The following is an 18711-nucleotide window of genomic DNA, read 5'->3' as shown; positions in this document are numbered from 1 at the left end:
CGCGGCGCGTCCGTCGTCCGGTCGACCTCCCCGTCGGCCGTCGGCTGGCGCTAGCCTGAACCTCCCGACCAGGCCAGGAGCCCCAGAATGATCTTCACCCAGTCCTCGAAACTGCGCGACGTGTGCTACGAGATCCGAGGACCGGTCCCCGCAGAGGCAGCTCGCATGGAGGCCGAGGGGCACAAGATCCTCAAGCTGAACATCGGCAACCCCGCGCCGTTCGGCTTCGAGGCGCCCGACGAGATCCTCGTCGACATGATCAAGAACCTGCCCACCGCGCAGGGGTACTCCGACTCCAAGGGCATCCCCTCGGCTCGTCGGGCGGTCGCGCAGTACTACCAGACCCGCGGCATGCCCGGGATCGAGCTGGACGACGTCTACCTCGGCAACGGCGTCTCCGAGCTGATCCAGATGGTGTGCCAGGCCCTGGTGGACGACGGTGACGAGGTGCTGATCCCGCAGCCCGACTACCCGCTGTGGACCGCCTCCGTCTCCCTCGCCGGCGGCCGCGCCGTGCACTACCGCTGCGACGAGGACGAGCACTGGTGGCCGGACGTCACCGACATCGCCGACAAGGTCACCGAGCGCACCAAGGCGATCGTGATCATCAACCCCAACAACCCCACCGGTGCGGTGTATCCCGAGCACGTGCTGCGCGACATCCTCGAGGTCGCCCGCAAGCACGGGCTGATGATTCTCGCGGACGAGATCTACGACAAGATCCTCTACGACGATGTCGTCCACACCCCGATCGCGTCGCTCGCCCCGGACCTGCTCTCGATCACCTTCAACGGTCTCTCCAAGGCCTACCGGGTGGCCGGGTTCCGGGCCGGCTGGATGGCGCTGTACGGACCGAAGGACCACGCGACGAGCTTCATCGAAGGCCTGGACGTGCTGTCCAACATGCGACTGTGCCCCAATGTGCCCGCGCAGCACATCGTGGCCACGGCGCTCGGCGGTCACCAGTCGGTCCAGCAGCTGATCCTGCCCGGCGGCCGGTTGCGCGAGCAGCGCGACGTCGCCTATGAGGGCCTGACCGCCATCCCCGGGGTCTCGGTGCAGAAGGCGCAGGGTGCGCTGTACATGTTCCCGAAGCTAAACCTGGAGATGTACCGCATCGACGACGACGAGCAGTTCGCCTACGACCTGCTGCGCGCCCGCAAGCTGCTGGTCACCCAGGGCACCGGTTTCAACTTCCCCACCCACGACCACTTCCGACTGGTCACCCTGCCCTCCGTCGACGTGCTGGCGGATGCCATCGACCGGATCGGGGACTTCCTGGCCGGGATCCGGCGCTGAGCCGCGGCTGAGGCGGCCGCGCCTCCTCCTCCCGCGCCGCGCCCCCTCCCGCGCCGCGCCCCCTCCCACGCCCCCTCTCGCGCCGCGCCGGGTCGGATCGCCGAGAACACCGATTCCTTCCGAATCTGCAGGGGATCGGTGTTCTCGACGCACGTCATGCGGCGCGTCTGGGCGCGTCGTGGATCTTCGCCCGGAGTCTGGCCAGGAAGTGTCGCGGATCGCGGTGATCGTGGCTGGTGATCCGGAGCACGGACCATCCCTGGTCGTGGAGTACCTCATCCTTGTCCCGGTCCTTCTTCGTGCGGTCCGGATCGTAGTGGTCCTTCCCGTCGTACTCGATCGCGATCATCCAGCGGTCGTAGGAGAGGTCCAGGAAGAACTCGATCCCCGTCGCGGGGTCGAGCACGGGCCGATTGAGCACGGGCTCGGGGAAACCGCGGCGCAGGAGCAGGAGGCGGGTCGCGGTCTCCCGGGGCGAGTCCACGGCATCCCGGGCGTCCCGTGCGGCCAGCCGCAGCTCTCGGATGTTCCTGCCCGTCATCGACTGCGTGGCGACCCGGACCGTCTCCACGGGCACGCGAACATCCTTGCGGCGCAGTGAACCGAGTGCATCGATGCACGCGACGAGGCCATCGTGGGGGAGCATGCACGCCAGATCGAGCAGCACGTCCACCGGATCTGCGACCACCAGGCCGGAGGGCAGGAGGAGGCGTCTGCGTGGGCTCCGGGTGTGCACGATCAGGCGGTGGCCGCCGCTGCGACGCTGCGCAGCCGCGACATCGACGTGGAGGGACGCGCCCCGATCCCAGGTCATGCGGAACGGGAGGGGGAGCCGCAGCACCTCCGCGGCCGAGATGTGCGAGAGGGTGCACCCGGGAACCACCTGCTCCTGCGCGATCCGTGCGATCTCGAGGAGCGGGGCAGGCTCGGAGGCCGGGGTGTAGCAGCCGGGCAGGACACGGGCGAACTCCTCGGAGGCGAGACGACGCTCGCTCACCCCGAGGTGCCGGAGGCTGCTGCGCAGGTACACCCTCCGGGGAGTGATGGCTGTGTGGCGGCGTGCCCCTGGAGGTGGTGCTGGTGATGGCATGGCCCAGACGGTAGAGACCTGCCGCCGCTCCCGAGCGGGTGGTGCCCGGGAGGTGGACGAGCAGGCGCTGGGGAGGAACCGTGCTGGTGCTGGTGCTGGTGCTGGTGCTGGTGCTGGACTGCCGGTGTGCCGGAGTGCGGCGACACGTACCAGGAGCACGTCGAGAGCACCGATCCCTTCCGTTGCTGGAGGGAATCGGTGCTCTCGGGGAGTGGCGAGCGGCGTGTCTCCGCTCGCGCCAGCCGTACGGACCGGCCGCAACAACGGCCGTACGGACCGGCCGCTCGCGCCGGTCGCACGGGCCGAACAGTCCGCGGTCAGGCGGGGGAGGGCTGGTTCACCGCGTCGCGGGAGACGCGGACCATCTCGTCGCGCTCGACGACCTTGATCCGGGCGCGGGGCTCTCCGTCGGCGTCGACCGCGGCGGCCCCGAGCGCCTTCTCGTGCTCGTCCAGCGCCATCCATCCGTCCCAGGTCGTGTACGGCACGCCCCGGTCCTCGAGCAGGCGCAGGATCGCGTCGCCGTCACGCTCGGTCGCCGAGGGCAGAGTGCCGGTCTCGATGTCCTCGAGCAGGCTGGCGATGGTCTCGATGGCGTCGGACTTGGTCGCGCCGATCAGGCCCACCGGGCCGCGCTTGATCCAGCCGTTGGCGTAGAGGCCGGGCAGCACGTCACCCGCGGCAGCGGTGACGCGACCCGCGGTATTGCTGATCACGCCGCGCTCCGTGTCATAGGGGACGCCGGGCAGCTCGGAGCCGTGATAGCCGACGGCGCGGTAGATCGCGCCGAGCTCGTAGTCCACGAACTCGCAGGTGCCCTCGAGGTTGCCCTCGGCATCCAACCGGGTGCGCTCGAAGCGCATGCCGGTGACCTGCCCATCCTCTCCGAGGACCTCGACCGGACGGTGCCAGAAGTGCATGTGCAGGCGGCGCCGGACCGGGCGGCCCTCGCGGTCCGTCGGCTCCTCGCCGGCGGCCTCACGGCGCTGCTGCTCCTCGAGCCAGCCCACGAAGGTCTGCGCCACCTGGGAGGTGCGCTTGTCGGCGTTGATGACCTCCCACTGCGCCTCGGTGATCTGCTCGATGTCCCGCGGATCCATCACGACCTGGAGGCCACGAGGGTGGGAGAGCTCGCGCGCCTCGAGCGGGGAGAACTTGGTCTGCGCGGGACCGCGACGGCCGAAGACGTGCACGTCGGTGGTCTTCGCGGCCTGCAGGCCCTCGTAGACATTGCCGGGGATCTCGGTGCGCAGCAGCTCATCGGCGCTCTTGGAGAGCACCCGGGCGACGTCGAGGGCGACGTTGCCGTTGCCGATCACCGCGACGGACTCGGCATCCAGATCCCAGGTACGGGGGTAGTCCGGATTGCCGTCGTACCAGGCCACGAAGTCCGCAGCGCCGTAGGAGCCCTCGAGCTCGACCCCGGGCACCGTGAGCTCGGCATCCTTGAGCGCGCCGGTGGCGAAGATGACCGCGTCGTAGTGGCGGCGCAGGTCGTCGAGGGTGAGATCCGTGCCGAACTCGACATCGCCCAGGAAGCGGATGTCACCGCGGTCCAGGATGCGGTGCAACGCTGTGATGATCCCCTTGATACGGGGGTGATCGGGGGCGACGCCGTAGCGGATCAGGCCGAAGGGTGCCGGGAGGCGGTCGAACAGATCGATGGCGACCTCGAGCTCCCCGTTCTTGACCTGCTTGTTCTTGAGCAGGGTCTCGGCGGCGTAGACGCCGGCGGGGCCGGAGCCGATCACGGCCAGACGGAAGGGCTGCTGGGAGGAGGACATCTCACCTCGGTCTCATGGCGCGGTGGCGCCGGGTCGGATGCGATCCGGAGCGGTCACGGCTCATACCGCCGGACTCCGCTCTGCGCAGATTTCCGCACCACTGTATACGCGAAATTCGTCCTGATCCCGGGCACTGTGAGCGGCCTGACGTCGTGGCCCGCGAGGCGGTCAGCTCTTCGTCGGCTCTACGCCAGGTCGGCATCTCCCCGGCGGTAGGTTGCCCAGAAGTAGGCACCTACCAGCACGGCCCCGCCCACGATGTTGCCCAGGATCACCGGGATCATGTTGTCCCAGATCGCGGCGCCGACCGTGATCGAGGTGTAGTCCTCGAGCGACTTCCCGGCGGCCTGGATCGCCTCGCCCTGCCAGAAGGAGTCGCCGGCGAAGTTCTTTATCAGCAGACCCATCGGGAGCATGAACATGTTGGCCACGGAGTGCTCGAAGCCGGTGGCCACGAACAGCGCGATCGGCCCGGCCACGCCGAGGACCTTGTCCGTGACGGTCTTGCCGGCGGTGGCGACCCAGACGGCCAGGCAGACGGCGAAGTTCGCGAGGATGCCCAGGAAGAACGCTTGGTGCCAGTCGTGGTCGAGCTTGGCTCGGGTGGTGTCCAGGACGATCAGCCCCCAGGCGGAGCCGTTGGTCGCATGGGTTCCGGCCCCCAGCATCAGCAGTGCGATGAGGACGGCGCCGATCAGGTTGCCGCCTGCCGACATCCCCCAGTGGCTCAGCATCCGGCCGGTGGAGATCCGCCCGGACAGTCGCGGCATGAACGTCATGGTGGTGCCGGTGAACAGGTCGGAGCCGCTGATCACCACGAGCCCCAGGCCGACGGAGAAGACGGTGCCGCCGAGGAGCTTGGCGATGCCGACCGGCCAGTCGCCCATCCCCTGCTGGGTGGTGACCATGAAGACGAAGCCCAGGGCGATGAAGGCGCCCCCGGTGAGGGTCTGCAGGAACATCCGGTCCCACGGCGCGATGGCCTTCGCGTGCATCGCGTCCTCGAGCGACTTCGTCAGCGCCTTCGGTGCGGTGATCACGGGACTCGGCGGGCTGGGCGTGGTGGCGGTGGGCGGAGTGGCGGGCGCAGGCTCATTCATGGGAAGGATCTCCAGGAGGGGACGGGGAGGGTACCCGGGCTTTGTGTGACGTGCGGCGTCCGGCTGCCGACGGCCAGGCTATCCCTGCTCCGCACCCCCCGGATCGCTTCTCCTGCAGTTGCCGCACACGAACCGGCTGTCGCGAGGCGAGAGGTGCCCAGACTCACTCTGTGCACTCACTCCGGGCTGCCTGCGCCTGATATCTCGGGCACCACTCCGACGGCGACGGAGAGGGTGCTGCTGGCGCCGGGTGGTCCCACCACGATCCCCTTCAACGGAGGCACATCCGCGTAGTCCCGGCCCCACGCGGTGGTCACGAAGCGCTGATCCACGAAGGTGCGGTTGGTGGGGTCGATGTCCACCCAGCCGGTGCCCGGCACCAGCACGCTGAGCCAGGCATGGGAGGCGGCGGAGCCGATCATCTCCCCGACCGGCGCGGTACCCAGCGCATCGCCGGCCGACGGCGCGGTGCGCAGATATCCGGAGACATAGCGGGCGGCGAGCCCCGCGGCCCGCACGGCGGCGAGACCGACGTGCGAGAAATCCTGACAGACGCCGTGTCGGGCGGCGAGCACCTCCTCGAGGGTCGAGGAGACGGTGGTGGCTGCGGAGTCGTAGGTGAAGTCGGTGTGGATCAGCGCTGTCAGATCGGCCAGGCATTCACCGATCGCGCGGCCGGGGGTGAACACCTCGGCGGAGATCTCCTGCGCGGCGGTGCCCGCGGGGATGCGTGGGGAGGGGTGGACGAAGTCGAGGCCGGAATCCGGCAGCAGCGATCCCCAGTGCGCCGGGGTGCACTGCTCCCAGGGGCGTGACATCGGCTCGATCGGATAGCTGCGCTCTGCGACGGTGACGCGGGCGTGGGAGTGCACGTCGAGCTGCGAGTGCGGGGTGTCCACCAGCAGGTAGGTCGAGGAGTTCCCGTAGAAGTCGGTGTGCGCGGTGAGCCGGGCCGGAGACGGGTCCACGACCACCTCGTGCGAGAGCACCCGCTGATGGGGCGTGGCTCGCGGTTCGATATGGGCGCGGCCGTAGTTGCGGGAGACGGGCTTGGCGTACCGGTAGGAGGTCAGGTGATGGACGCGGTAGTGGACGGGCTCGACGGTGCCCGTCTCCTCGTCCCGCAGCGGGATCAGCGGCCGCAGGCGCTGCGCGCCCCGGTCATGCTCAGACATCGTCGATCCCCCATCGTGAGGTGGATTCCGAAGGACGGAAGAAGCGGTTCTCCAGAGCCGTCGCAAGCTCCCGCAGCAGGTCGATCGCCGCATCGACCTCCTCCAGGAGCGCGGTCGGTGCGCTCGCGGAGTCGTCCGTCTCGGCGACCGGGCGCAGCAGCTCCCGCGCCTCCCAGGAGCCGATGCGGGAACGCAGCGCGATCAGCGGGGCCCGCAGCTCGGGGGACGGAGTGACCTCTGGCAGCCGATCCAGCGCCATCCCCAGCCGTTCGAGCTGGAAGGCGATGGAACGGGGCAGCGTGGTGTCGCTGAGCAGCAGCTCCAGCAGCAGCTCCGGCTGCACCGCTGCGTGGTAGGAGCGCCGGTAGGAGGCCCCGGACTCGGTGATCAGCGCGACCGCGCCGGCGACCCGCACCTCGGCGGCGCGGGTGCGCCGCCGGCCCAGGGTGGCCCGCAGCAGCGCGAGCAGGCTCATGGCGCGCTCGATCTTGCGACCCACCTCGGTGAGATCCCAGCCCAGGTTCCGGGGCATCGAATCAGCGACCGCGCCGGAGAGCGTCAGGCAGCCGTCCACGATGTCCGTCAGCCCCTGCTCGAGCGGCGGGCTGTCCGCGCGGCCGAGCGCCCGGACCTCCTGGCGCATGCGGGCGATCACCGGCCAGACGTCATCCGAGATCAGGTCCCGCAGAGTCCGGGTGGTGTGGGCGAGCGCGGTGTAGGACTGGGCGAGGGAGCCGGGCCGCGCCCGATCGGTGAGCAGGCTCTCGAGCTCGGTGCGCACCTCCGCGCGGTCCTGCAGGTCCAGATCCAGGAAGCCCGGGTACGTGGTGGTGGCCTCGGTGACCGCCTCGAGCAGCACGGCCTGGGCGGTGCGGGCGGCCGGGCTGTGCTCGGCATCGAGGTCGTTGATGGTGTCCAGCACCGTGCGCAGCAGGCGGGCGGTGGAATCCACCCGTTCGAGGTAGCGGCCGAACCAGAACAGGTCCGAGCCGATCGACCGGGTCATCGCCGGATAGGCGCTGAGCATCCCGCGGGACCGGGCGGGGATGCGCGGCTCTGCGGAGGTCGCTCCGGGCTCGGAGGGGTCGGTGACAGGGGAGGTCTCCGGCACCGTGACCCAGACATCCTTGAGCGCCGGCGGTCCGTCGTCGGCCGTGGTGGCGATCCCACCCGGCAGCACCTCGTAGCCGTCCTCGGTGCCCATCACCAGCAGCTGGATCCGCACCGGGCGTTCGATCAGTTCATCGCCGCCGGCTGGGTCCACGCTGAGCCATCCCGCACCGGTGGCTTCCGGAGCGGCGGGGCGCAGCAGCAGGTCCTCATGGAGCATCTGCCGGCACAGGTCCGGCAGTGCGGAGCGCAGATCCGGGTTCTCCAGCAGCCCAGCCCCGAGCGGGTTGAAGATCTCCACGTCGCCGCAGCGGGCGGCCTCGACCAGGCCTGTCACGCCGCCCAGCGGGGTCGGGCCCAGGTCCAACGGATCCAGCAGCTGAGAGGGCACCAGCCGCAGCAGCGCGTCCACCGCGTCGCCGGGATCGGAATCCAGGCCGGGCAGGCGCAGGGTGAGGGAGCCGGAGCCGGTCCGCAGATCTCCGACGGAGACCATCGGAGCGCCCAGCAGATTCGCCAGCCAGCTGTGGTCGAACCCCCGCATCGGGTCCTCGGACTCGGCGGTCAGCACCACCGTGCGGCCAGCGCGCCCGTCGGCCCGCGTGCGCTGGTGCAGCGAGGTGCGGAGGGTGTCGAAGAAGGGATGGAGGCGGCGCAGCGGGGTGGAGCGGTACAGGGTGGGCGCGCAGCGCGAGAGGACCCGGCGCAGCTCGAGCGTGGTGCCGGCACCGCCGGGCACGTCCACGGAATCCTCGAGCACCACCCATGCCCCCTCGGCGGTGCGGGTCACGGTGGTGGTCAGGGCGAAGAGGTGATGGTTCCCGCGGGCCGGGATCCCCACGGCGGAGCGCAGATAGGCAGGATCCTGGAGCAGCTGGGCGACCGGGGCGACGTCGGTGCCGAGCACGGTGCGCGATCCGTAGAGGTCCGCGTAGAGCGCATCCAGCAGACGCATCCGCTGGACCAGGCCCGTGGACAGCTCCGACCAGGAATCGACGTCCAGGACCAGCGGCACGGGATCGATCACGGGCGCGGCGGCGGAGACGTCGCCGGCGAACATGCTCGCCGCCGACGTCGCCGCGCGCCGTCGACCCAGAGGGCCGAGAGCATCGAGCTCGTCGACCAGGGCCTGAGGAGGGGTGGAGGTCACCAGAACATCGTAGACACGAGGTCTCGGCGCGGCGGTCAGGAACCGGTGGCGACCGGGATCCCCTCGGACGGCTGGACCACCACGAAGCCCGGGCCGTGGAAGGCGAGCTGGAAGGACTCGCCGGAGCCGCGGCCGATCAGCGAGCCCATCTTGAAATCGTTCTTGATCTGCGGCTGCAGGTTCGCCGACCAGCACACCGCGGCCTGGGGGTCCACATAGGTGGGCTGCTGAGAGCAGTCCAGCAGCATCGGCGGGCCGTCGGAGGTGACCGCGACCATGCCCTGGCCCTGCAGGAACAGGTTGAACAGACCCCCGGCCATGAAGCCCGCGCCGCCGAGGGACTTGATGTCCCACTGGATGGAGCTGTCGAAGGCGAGCATGTTCTTGGTGTTCAGGGTGAGGGCCTCGCCCTCGAGCTGGATCAGGAAGATCTCGTTGGCCTGGCGGGCGTAGAAGATCTCGCCCTGCCCGCGGGTGCGCATCATGTTGCCGCCCTCGCCGGTGGCCATCTTCTTCAGCAGCTTCATGCCGCCGCCGGACCCCTGGTACGAGAAGTCCATCTGCCCCTGATAGGCGACCATCGCCCCGGAGGCGGAGATGATCTCCGGCGCGTCAGGAGTGAGCGAGCAGCGCAGCATCTTGTTGGACTGCAGCGCCCATCGGTCGTTGGTCTGGCGCTCCTGGTTGGAGGCATCGAACAGGTTCGAACGCATGGCACGGAGTCCTTCGGTCGCTCTCGGGTGCCGGGCGGCAGCCGCCCCCGCACCGCGGCGCCCACCGCGCCGCGAGGAGATCGTCTCACGTCGACTCCCCCTGAGAACGCTCCAGCCGGCCCGTGTCCGGGGTGCGGTCGGGGTGCGGACAATGTGGGGGTGCGGTGAATCGGACCGGATGCCGGGCGCGGGCCTCGTAGCATGGAGGCCATGGCAGAGTCCCGCATCTCCCACCGCGATGCCCGCGACCCGCGGCTGCTCGCGCTCGCCGAGGACTCCGGCTACGAGATCCTCGGCCGGATCGGCGCGGGCGGGATGGGAATCGTCTACCGCGCGCACGACGCCGACGGCAACGACGTGGCCATCAAGCTGCTGCGTCACGAGATCTCCGACGACCGGCAGGCGCGCGAGCGTCTGGCTCGGGAGGTCACGGCGCAGAAGCTGGTGCGCAACGACAACATCGTGCGCATCCTCGATGCAGAGCTCGACTCCTCGGACGCCTTCGTGGTCACCGAGTTCATCCCCGGTCCGACGCTCGATGATGCGGTGCGCTCCCATGGCGGCCTGCACCCCGAGGCGGTGCGGGAGATCGGCCTGGTGATGGGGGAGACGCTGCGCGACATCCACCGTGCCGGCGTGATCCACCGCGATCTCAAACCCAGCAACGTCATGCTGCGCGGCGCCACCGAGGGCGACCTGAGCGGGTTCGACCCTGAGGGGGACCGGCTGGATCCGGTGATCATCGACTTCGGCATCGCGATCGCGGCCGAGGAATCCCGGCTGACCTCCACCGGCCTGGTGATGGGCACCGCCGCCTATCTCGACCCCGAGGTGATCCGCAGCGATCACACGGGAGAGGCGGGGGACTGGTGGGCCTGGGCGGCGCTGCTGTCCTTCGCGGCCACCGGTCGTGACCCCTTCGGCAGCGGCCGCGCCGATCTGGTGTTCCTGCGCGCCGAGCGCGGAGAGATCGACGTCGACGGACTTCCCGCGGAGCTCGCGGACTGGCTGCGCGCGGCGCTGCGCTCCGTCCCTGCGGAGCGACCGGCTCCCGAGGACATGCTCGCGCAGCTCGCAGAGCTGGACCTCACCCGGTATCCCGACCCGGGAGATACGGAGCTGCTGGATGCCGGCTCCCGGACTGCGGTGCTGCCCGTGATCGGGGCGGGCACGCCCACCGGGGAGGACGCCGACCCGACGGGCGAGACCTCGGAGACGGCGCCGGAGCGGGCGTCGGCCACCGGCGCAGACGGGACCGCGGTCGCGAGCGCAGGCGCCCAGGACCGGCCCACCGAGATGATCCCGACGATCACCACCCCCGCCGAGCAGCCCACCGAGGCGCTGCCGCGGATCGCCACCCCCGCCGAGCCGGTCACCGAGGCCCTGCCCGTGATCGGGACACCCACCATGGCGCTTCCGGTCGTCCCTCCGCCGCCGCACAGCGCGCCGCCGTCGCACGCTCCGCAGCAGCACGCTCCGCAGCAGCACGCTCCGCAGCAGCGCGTCGACCCGCCGCCGTCCCACCAGCCGTACGCCCAGCCCTTCCCGGCACCGCAGCAGCACGTGCCCCGCCAGCAGGCGCCGGTGCAGGAGCGCCCGCACCAGCCGTACGCCTACTCCCCGCTTCCGGATCCGCAGCGTCGGGCCCCGCAGGCGATCGAGGCACGGCCGCAGCACCCTGCGCCGTACCCGCCCTCCGCAGCCGGGCCGATGACCCCCTACGGCCCGTGGCCGGAGCCGCCGCCGCGCCGTCCGCTGCTGGTGTGGATCGGGCACCTGCTGATCGTGTCCCTCGCCGTGATCGCGCCCTACATGTCGCTGGCCGTGCTGCTGCTGCTGGGGGCGCTCGCCCGCACCTGGGAGCGGTCGCATCTGTCCGCGACCGCTCAGCGGATGCGCGGTGCGACCGGCGCCGGACTGCGTTGGAAGACGGGCCTGGCCAGTCCGTTCCGATTCCTGCTGGGGCTGCTCGAGATCGCGGCCCAGGCGCTGCTCCCGCTGGTCCTCGGAGTCCTGGTGGGGATCGCTCTCGATGCCTCCTGGACGCTGCTCCAGGGCGCCCCGCCCCCGGACGGGGTGGCGTTCGCGACCGCGATGGCGATCACCCTGCTGATCACCTGGGTCGGTCTGGGAAGTCGCACCACCCGCAACGGTGCGCACCGGATGGTGGACGCCGCCGCTCCGGACCTGCTCTGGAGCGCAGTGGTGGTGGTGCTGCTCCTGCTCCTGCTGGGGGCTGTGGTGTTCACCCTCCTCGCCCGCGGTGGAGCAGTCGACTACTTCCCCTTCCCCAGCGGCCCGCGACTCGACGACATCGCCATCTGGCGGCGCTGAGATCTCGCGCGGTCCCGGAACAGCACGTGAGGTGCCCCATCCTTCCCGGCACCATCCAGACGGAGACCGTTAAACTCTCATCGATCTATCACCCACCGCAGCCCCGGATCGGGGGCAAGGAGTTTCCATGGCCGCGACCGGTTCATCCAAGTCAGCCCAGGAGCGTCGTGAAGCGCAGCGCGAGGCCCTGCGCAAGCAGCGGCAGTCGGAGCTCAAGCGCCAGCGCACCGTGCGCACCGTCGTGATCGCTGCGATCACCGTGGTGGCGCTCGTGCTCGCCGCCGGAGTCGGCTTCCTCATCTACCGCTCGATGCAGCCGGAGGGTCCGGTCGCGGTGCCCGAGGGCATGAGCGCAGACCAGCCGTACATCTCTCTGGGCGCCCCGGAGGACTCCGGCAAGCCCGTGCTGGAGATCCATGTGGACTTCATGTGCCCCCACTGCGGGAATTTCGAGGACATCAACTCCGAGGACCTCGCGACCATGGTCGCGAACGAGGAGGCGACTGTGAACATCGTGCCCCGCAACTTCATGGATATGCAGTCCTCTTCCGGTGACTACTCCTCCCGGGCGGCGAACGCCCTGGTCGCGGTCTACGCGGATGATCCGGCCAATGCGATGGCCTTCCAGGCGCTGATGTTCGCCAACCAGCCCGGTGCGGAGGGGCTGACCGACGAGCAGATCGAGGCGTTCGCTCTGGAGGCAGGGGCCTCCGAGCAGGCGATCAGCGACATCCAGGCGCGCACCTATGAGCCGTGGGTGAATCGGGTCGCGAACCCGTACGGCGAGGAGAACGGCGGCGGGACCCCGTACGTCGAGATCGACGGCACCACCTACGAGGGATGGAACCAGCCCGGTGCGCTGCGCGAGGCGGTTCTGGCCGCCGGCGGCGGTCCTGCGGCGTCCGACGGCGGCGAGGCAGCAGCTTCCGACGGCGGCGAGGCAGCAGCTTCCGACGGCGGCGAGGGCTGACCCTCTGAACGACCTGCAGTGGGGGACGAGCAGCTCTGCGATTCCCTCTAGACTGCTCCGGACCGGTTGATGCGTCAGCCGGTCCGCCCGCTGGAGTGGCGCAACGGTAGCGCACCTGTCTTGTAAACAGGTGGTTGCGGGTTCGATTCCCGTCTCCAGCTCGAAGAAACAGCCCCTCACCTGCGAGGACATCGTCTCCGATGTGCTCCGGTGAGGGGCTGTTCTGCGCCTGGGTGCTGGCGTCCGGACCGGGGTCAGAACGTCTCGTAGGTCGCCTTGTTCACCATGAATCCCTTGCCGGTCATGACGTTCCAGCAGGTCATGCCGTCGAAACGGCTGGTGCAGGCGACATCCCCGGAGGTCGCGCTCTGGTCGTACTCGAGGACTGTCGCGGAATCGCTGAGGAAGGACGTCCCGCAGGCCGGGGCGGCCTCCGCGCCAGCGACCTGGATCGAGAACGGTCCGTTCTCGCAGTCCTCGAGTCCGGACTCGCTGAAGTCGCGCTCGAGGACGGAGCAGGACACCGTGTCCTCCTCCAGCAGGCAGATGATGTTGCCGGTCGGGGAGCGCAGCTCGGTCATCTCCTGGGCGCCGTCAGGGGCGGGGGAGACCGGATCCTGGCTGGGGGTCTCCTCGGTGGGCTCTTCCGCAGGCTCCTCGGCCGGAGTCTCCTGGGCCGTGGTCGAGCGGTCTCGCTCGTATCCGTCGTCGTCTGCGGACAGCCAGGCTCGTCCGGCGAAGGCGATGGCGATCACCAGCAGGAGCGAGAGCAGCAGGCAACCCCCGCACGCCCACCAGATGCGGCGCGAGGGCCTCGAGCCCTGATCGTCCGTCGCACCGGGGTGCGCAGGGGGCGCCGCGGTAGTCGCCGCAGTGGGCGCTGCGGCACCGTAAGGCGTCAGAGGACTCTGCCTCTGCCTCTGCCTCTGCCCCTGCGATTGCTGCGGTGCGGCGGAGGCCTGCGCGCCATACATCGCTGCGGCGTCATAGGCGCCGGGAGTGGCCGGGGCGGCGTAGTCCGGATAGTCAGCTGGTGCTGGTGCCGGAACAGGCGTGGTGATGGGCGCTGGCGTCGGAGCCGGCGCGGGCGTGGGGGTGGCTGCTGCGGCTGGGGACTCCGATGTCGGGGACTCCGATGCCGGCGACTCCGACGCCGCGGGGGAGGGCGCCGGCCCGAGCGGGACCACGCTCGCATCCCGCGCGATCCTCACGGAGGGGGTCGGAGATCCCGGCGCGGGCTCGACCGCGGAGTCCCCCTCGCCCCAGAAGGCGTCGTCCCCGAAGTCGCCCCAGGCGGAGACGGCAGCTGGATCCTGCAAGGCCTCGGTCGCGGGTTCTGAGAGAGGCCCGGGCGTGGCGCCGGGCACGGCGTCAGACGTGGCGTCAGAGGGCGGAGCGGAGATTCCGGCGGGGGAGACGCCCGAGACGTGGGTGTCCTCGTCGTCCACTGCGGGATGGAGGGCGGTGGGAGCGTCGTCCTCCACCTCGACGTTCTCCTCGTACGCGCGCTTCGCCCACGGGTTCGTGGCCAGGATCCACTGACGCGCCACCTCGGGGCATGACGGGTTCAGGAGGATCAGGCGCTGCAGCTGGGGATGCTTCTCGGTGAGTTCGAGGAGTCTCTCCGGGCTGGTGCTCGGATCGGCCGCCTCCTGTGCCGCTGAACGGGGCTCTGCCACCGCACTCTCCCTTCGTCACGCCGAATCGGCATCGCGCCGGGGCAGTGTCCCGCCGGCTGCATCTCGACTCGGACCTCGTGTCTGCGTCATGTGCCGATCCCTGAGAATGGCACATCGAGCTCGACCCGGGCACGGCGCGGGCCCCCGACGGAGATTTTTCACTGGGCCCGGGCAGAGTCCGCCCGTGGACACGACAGCGCCGGCCGGGCCCGTGGGGGACCGGCCGGCGCAGCAACTGCTGCCCTGGTGGGATCAGACCAGAGCGGACTCCTGACGGACATCTCCGGCAGCACCGTGCTGCTCAGCGGTGTCTCCCGCCGACTCCCCGCGGGAGGCGAGGGAGGAGGAGATCGCCAGGCGGTTGATCGCGGAGCGGCTGACGATGCCGATCATCGGCCCGCCCTCGCCCCGCACCACCGGCACCTTCTTGAGGTGCTCGTCCGACAGCACTGCGACGGCGTCGGCGATCGATGCGCTGGCATCCACCGTGACCACCTCACGGGTGGCCAGGCGCATCACTGAGAGGTTGACGAGATCAGCGAGCGCGTCCTCGAGATCAGCGGACTCACCGATCGCGAAGGAGTAGATGCTCGCGGAGCTGGGGTGCTCGGCGGAGAGATACCGCATCACGTCACCGTCCGAGAGGAAGCCGGCCAAGGAACCGTCGGCGTCCAGGACCGGGGCGCCGGAGATCCCGCGCTCGGAGAACATCCGCAGTGCCTCGAGCACGCTCTGCTCGGTGGACAGTGCATGGACGTCGGACTTCATCAGGCCCTCGACGGTGCGCGTCGCGCCGGAGGCCGCAGACTCCTCCACCGTGGCGGTCTGGGCAGCCCGGGCGGTGCGTGAAGCCCTGGTCGACGCCACGGCGAGAACGATGCCCAGCGCTGAGGCGAGGGCGACCAGCACAGCCGCGCCGCGGAAGCCGGTCGTCGAGGCCGCCAGTGCGTCCGAGCCGCCCGTGAGGCTGAGGGAGGTCGTCGCATTGAAGACGCCCACGGCCAGGGAGGTGCCCAGGCACCCGGCGATCTGGAAGCTCGTGCTGACCACGGTCACGCCGTGAGGGCTGGTCTCACGGTCCAGATGCGAGAGGGCGAAGGTCTGCGAGGGACCGATGACCAGCGAGGTCGCGAGCACCGCGGGGATGTAGAGCAGGCCGAACAGCAGCACCGAGGAACTCCCTGCGGCGACGCCGACCAGCAGGGCGAAGACCGCCATGATGGCGAATCCGACCGGGATCATCACGCGACCGCCACGACGGTCGAAGAGGCGACCGGCGATCGGGCCGAGGGCCACGGTCAGCAGGATGCCGGGGGCCAGGAGGAGGGAGGCGCCCAGCGGGCTCAGGCCCCGCACGGACTGCAGGAAGATCGGGATGACGACGTTCATCGCGAAGACGAACAGCAGACCCAGCATCGTCATCGCCACGCCGAGCACGAAGGGCGTGCTGCGGAACGGCTGCAGGTTCAGCAGCGGGTTCTCGATCCGGCTCTGACGCCTGATGAACGCCGCCAGTGCCGCGATGCCGACGACAGCTGTGATCGCAGCCACCAGCGGGGAGCCGCTGAACGCGGTGGAGATGCCGTACAGCAGGCCGACCAGGCCCACCGCGACGAGCAGGAAGGAGAGGACGTCGAGCACGGGGCGGCCGAGCGGGACGACGGTGCGCAACAGCACCGCGCCGGCCAGCAGCACCACCAGCGCGAGCGCGCCGAAGATCCACATCAGCGTGGTCCAGGACGTGAACGACAGCAGCGCACCGGAGACGACGATCGCCAGCGAGGGGCCGAGCGTCGTCATCGCGGCCATGATGCCCATCGCCATGCCGAGCTTCTCGCGCGGAGCGACGGCCAGGGTGATGTTCATGCCGATCGGGGTGAGCAGACCGGTGCCGATCGCCTGCAGCAGGCGGCCGGCCAGCAGCACGCCGAAGCTCGGGGCGAGAGCGCCGATCACGGAGCCGATCACCATCAGCGCCACGACCGCCACGAACAGCGGACGCGTCGCGAAGCGCTGGTAGAGGACATTGGAGACCGGCACGAACATCGCTGCGACCAGCAGATAGCCGGTGGCCAGCCACTGCACGGTGGCGATGTCGACGGAGAAGCTCTCCATGATCGGCGTGAGAGCGACGTTGAGGAAGGTCTCGTTGAAGGTGGCGAGGAAGGCCGCGGCGGCGGCCACGACGATCATGCCGATCGCAGAGCGCGACATGCCCTGAGAGGGGGCGTGGGAAGAGGACAAGAGGGAACTCCAGACGACGAGGAACGGGGAGCGCGATCGGCCGTTCCGTGTCAGAAGCTGCTGGTCAGCGTCCCTCGTGTCGTGTCATCGATGCGCCTTTGCGGCTCATGAGCCGTCGAGCAGAGTAGACGATGGAGGACCGCGAGCGCCTGCGGGATGTGACCTGATCGGCGTCGGGCCCGTGGCGCAGCGGCGTTTCCCCCATCTTCCCGGAGCCCGGGCCCCGTCCTGCGGCAGTGGTCAGCTTGCCGTGGGCTGGACATCCTCCGCGGCGATCACCGGCAGCGCGGTGGTGACGGTCATCGGTTCCCCGTCGGGATGCAGCGGGCGCACCTTCAGCCAGTAGTAGCCGTGCCCGCCCAGGGTGATGGTCATCGAGCCGTCCTCTCCCACCGGCGGGAACTCGTGCCCGCCGAACAGGTCGCGCACCGTGCGCCGGGTCAGCCCTCCGAGCTCGAGGTCGACGGTCACCGGCCGTGAGGACAGGTTGAACACGCACAGCAGGGTCTCGGCATGGAACTCCGCGTCCTCGCCGTGCTCGGCCCCGTCATAGGTGCGGGTGAAGGCGAGCACGCGGTCCGAATCGGCGGGGACGTTGCGGTAGGCGCCCATGCCGAAGGCCTCGTGCTCCTTGCGCACCGCGAGCATCCAGCGCACGAAGTGCAGCAGCGAGCTCGAATGCGCCATCTGCGCCTCCACATTGGTGGTGGCGTAGTGGTAGACGAGCGACTGGATCACCGGCAGGTACAGCTTGCCGGGATCGGTGATCTCGCTGAACCCGGCATTGCGATCCGGGGTCCACTGCATCGGCGTGCGCACGGCGTCACGGTCGAAGAGCCAGATGTTGTCGCCCATCGCGATCTCGTCCCCGTAGTAGAGGAACGGGGAGCCGGGCAGGGACAGCAGCAGGGCGTGGATCAGCTCCAGCTCGCCGCGAGAGTTGTCCAGCAGCGGCGCCAGGCGCCGCCGGATGCCCACGTTCGCCCGCATCCGGGAGTCCGGCGCGTACCAGCCCAGCATCGCGGTGCGCTCCTCGCCGGTGACCATCTCGAGGGTCAGCTCGTCGTGGTTGCGCAGGAAGGTCCCCCACTGGGCGCCCCGGGGGATCTCCGGGGTGTCCTCGAGGATGTCGATGATCTGGCGGGCGCTGCCCTCGCGCAGCGCGTAGAACAGACGAGGCATCACCGGGAAGTGGAAGCACATATGGCATTCGGGCTTCTCGTCGGTCCCGAAGTAATCCACGACGTCGGCGGGCCACTGGTTCGCCTCGGCGATGATCACGCGTCCGGGCCAGTGGGCGTCGACGTAGCTGCGCAGCTCGGCGAGGAAGTCGTGGGTGGCAGGGAGGTTCTCCCCGTCGGATCCCTCCTCCTCGAAGAGATAGGGGATCGCGTCGGCGCGGAAGCCGTCGATGCCCTTGTCCATCCAGAACTTCACGACGTCGAACATCGCCTCGCGGACCTTCGGGTTCTCGAAGTTCAAATCGGGCTGGTGCGAGAAGAAGCGGTGCCAGAAGAACTGCCGACGCACGGGGTCGAAGGCCCAGTTGGACTCCTCGGTGTCCACGAAGATGATGCGGGCCTCGGAGTACTTCTCGTCGGTGTCCGACCAGACGTAGAAGTCGCCGTAGGGTCCCTCCGGGTCCGAGCGGGACTCGAGGAACCAGGGGTGCTTGTCGCTGGTGTGGTTCATCGGCAGGTCGATGATCACCCGGATCCCGCGCTGGTGGGCTTCGCTGACCAGGCGCTCGAAATCGGTGATCGAGCCGAACTCCGGCAGCACCGCCTCGTAGTCGGAGATGTCGTAGCCGCCGTCGCGCAGCGGCGAGGCCATGAACGGCGGCAGCCAGAGGCAGTCGATGCCCAGCCACTGCAGGTAGTCCAGCCGTTCGATGAGGCCGGTGAAGTCACCGGTGCCGTCGCCGTTGCCATCGGCGAAGGCGCGCACCACCACCTCGTAGAAGACGGCCTTGCGGTACCAGTGGGGGTCGTAGTCGACCCCTGGTCCCTGCGGCGTGAACTGGGCGGTGTGCAGGGGCATAGGTTCCTCCACGGCGGGGTCAG

The 18711-nt window shown here is 69.8% G+C and carries 12 protein-coding genes and 1 tRNA gene; 4 read left to right on the top strand and 9 right to left on the bottom strand.

Translation table 11 applies throughout. The annotated features are described in order from the left end of the window. Nucleotides 1-87: 87 nt before the first annotated feature. Complete coding sequence (locus Q0937_RS05200) at nucleotides 88-1299, top strand: pyridoxal phosphate-dependent aminotransferase (RefSeq protein ID WP_299300422.1); 1212 nt, start codon at nucleotides 88-90, stop codon at nucleotides 1297-1299. Nucleotides 1300-1453: 154 nt separating this feature from the next. Here the strand turns inward: Q0937_RS05200 and Q0937_RS05195 are convergent, their stop codons facing one another. From Q0937_RS05195 to Q0937_RS05170, 6 genes are all read right to left on the bottom strand, one after another. Next, nucleotides 1454-2296: a DUF559 domain-containing protein gene (locus Q0937_RS05195; RefSeq protein WP_299300420.1), complete on the bottom strand. Its 843-nt coding sequence runs from the start codon at nucleotides 2294-2296 to the stop codon at nucleotides 1454-1456. 410 nt (nucleotides 2297-2706) lie between these two features. Then, nucleotides 2707-4173 (bottom strand): FAD-dependent oxidoreductase, encoded by a 1467-nt coding sequence (locus Q0937_RS05190; protein WP_299300419.1) that lies wholly within the window; start codon nucleotides 4171-4173, stop codon nucleotides 2707-2709. Nucleotides 4174-4358: 185 nt separating this feature from the next. Then, nucleotides 4359-5273 carry a formate transporter FocA gene (locus Q0937_RS05185; protein WP_299300416.1) on the bottom strand — a complete coding sequence of 305 codons (915 nt, stop codon included), beginning with the start codon at nucleotides 5271-5273 and terminating at the stop codon, nucleotides 4359-4361. 176 nt (nucleotides 5274-5449) lie between these two features. Beyond that, nucleotides 5450-6448: a transglutaminase family protein gene (locus Q0937_RS05180; RefSeq protein WP_299300415.1), complete on the bottom strand. Its 999-nt coding sequence runs from the start codon at nucleotides 6446-6448 to the stop codon at nucleotides 5450-5452. Continuing rightward, entirely contained in the window at nucleotides 6441-8708 is a 2268-nt protein-coding gene (locus Q0937_RS05175; RefSeq protein WP_299300413.1) for a circularly permuted type 2 ATP-grasp protein, read from the bottom strand. Before Q0937_RS05175 ends, Q0937_RS05180 begins: the two co-directional genes overlap by 8 nt. Nucleotides 8709-8743: 35 nt before the next feature. Continuing rightward, nucleotides 8744-9421 (bottom strand): AIM24 family protein, encoded by a 678-nt coding sequence (locus Q0937_RS05170; RefSeq protein ID WP_299300411.1) that lies wholly within the window; start codon nucleotides 9419-9421, stop codon nucleotides 8744-8746. 210 nt (nucleotides 9422-9631) lie between these two features. On the opposite strand from Q0937_RS05170, the gene Q0937_RS05165 reads away from it, so the two are divergent. The 3 genes from Q0937_RS05165 to Q0937_RS05155 all read left to right on the top strand — a co-directional run bounded on the left by Q0937_RS05165 (nucleotide 9632) and on the right by Q0937_RS05155 (nucleotide 12886). Then, entirely contained in the window at nucleotides 9632-11755 is a 2124-nt protein-coding gene (locus tag Q0937_RS05165) for a serine/threonine-protein kinase (RefSeq protein ID WP_299300409.1), read from the top strand. Between the two features lie 127 nt (nucleotides 11756-11882). Next, the gene (locus tag Q0937_RS05160) at nucleotides 11883-12725 is read left to right on the top strand and encodes a thioredoxin domain-containing protein (RefSeq protein WP_299300407.1); all 843 of its coding nucleotides are present in this window, start codon (nucleotides 11883-11885) and stop codon (nucleotides 12723-12725) included. A gap of 89 nt (nucleotides 12726-12814) precedes the next feature. Further along, nucleotides 12815-12886: transfer RNA gene (locus Q0937_RS05155), tRNA-Thr, on the top strand. A gap of 93 nt (nucleotides 12887-12979) precedes the next feature. Here the strand turns inward: Q0937_RS05155 and Q0937_RS05150 are convergent. From Q0937_RS05150 to treS, 3 genes are all read right to left on the bottom strand, one after another. After that, on the bottom strand, nucleotides 12980-14404 hold the full coding sequence (locus Q0937_RS05150; RefSeq protein ID WP_299300405.1) for a hypothetical protein: 1425 nt from the start codon (nucleotides 14402-14404) through the stop codon (nucleotides 12980-12982). 252 nt (nucleotides 14405-14656) lie between these two features. Next, on the bottom strand, nucleotides 14657-16618 hold the full coding sequence (locus tag Q0937_RS05145) for an MFS transporter (protein WP_299300403.1): 1962 nt from the start codon (nucleotides 16616-16618) through the stop codon (nucleotides 14657-14659). A gap of 270 nt (nucleotides 16619-16888) precedes the next feature. Continuing rightward, complete coding sequence (gene treS / locus Q0937_RS05140) at nucleotides 16889-18688, bottom strand: maltose alpha-D-glucosyltransferase (protein WP_299300401.1); 1800 nt, start codon at nucleotides 18686-18688, stop codon at nucleotides 16889-16891. Nucleotides 18689-18711: the final 23 nt, after the last annotated feature.

Origin of the sequence: uncultured Brachybacterium sp. (assembly GCF_947500705.1) — a bacterium.
Lineage (GTDB): Bacteria > Actinomycetota > Actinomycetes > Actinomycetales > Dermabacteraceae > Brachybacterium.
This window is presented reverse-complemented; position numbering and strand designations above follow the sequence as displayed.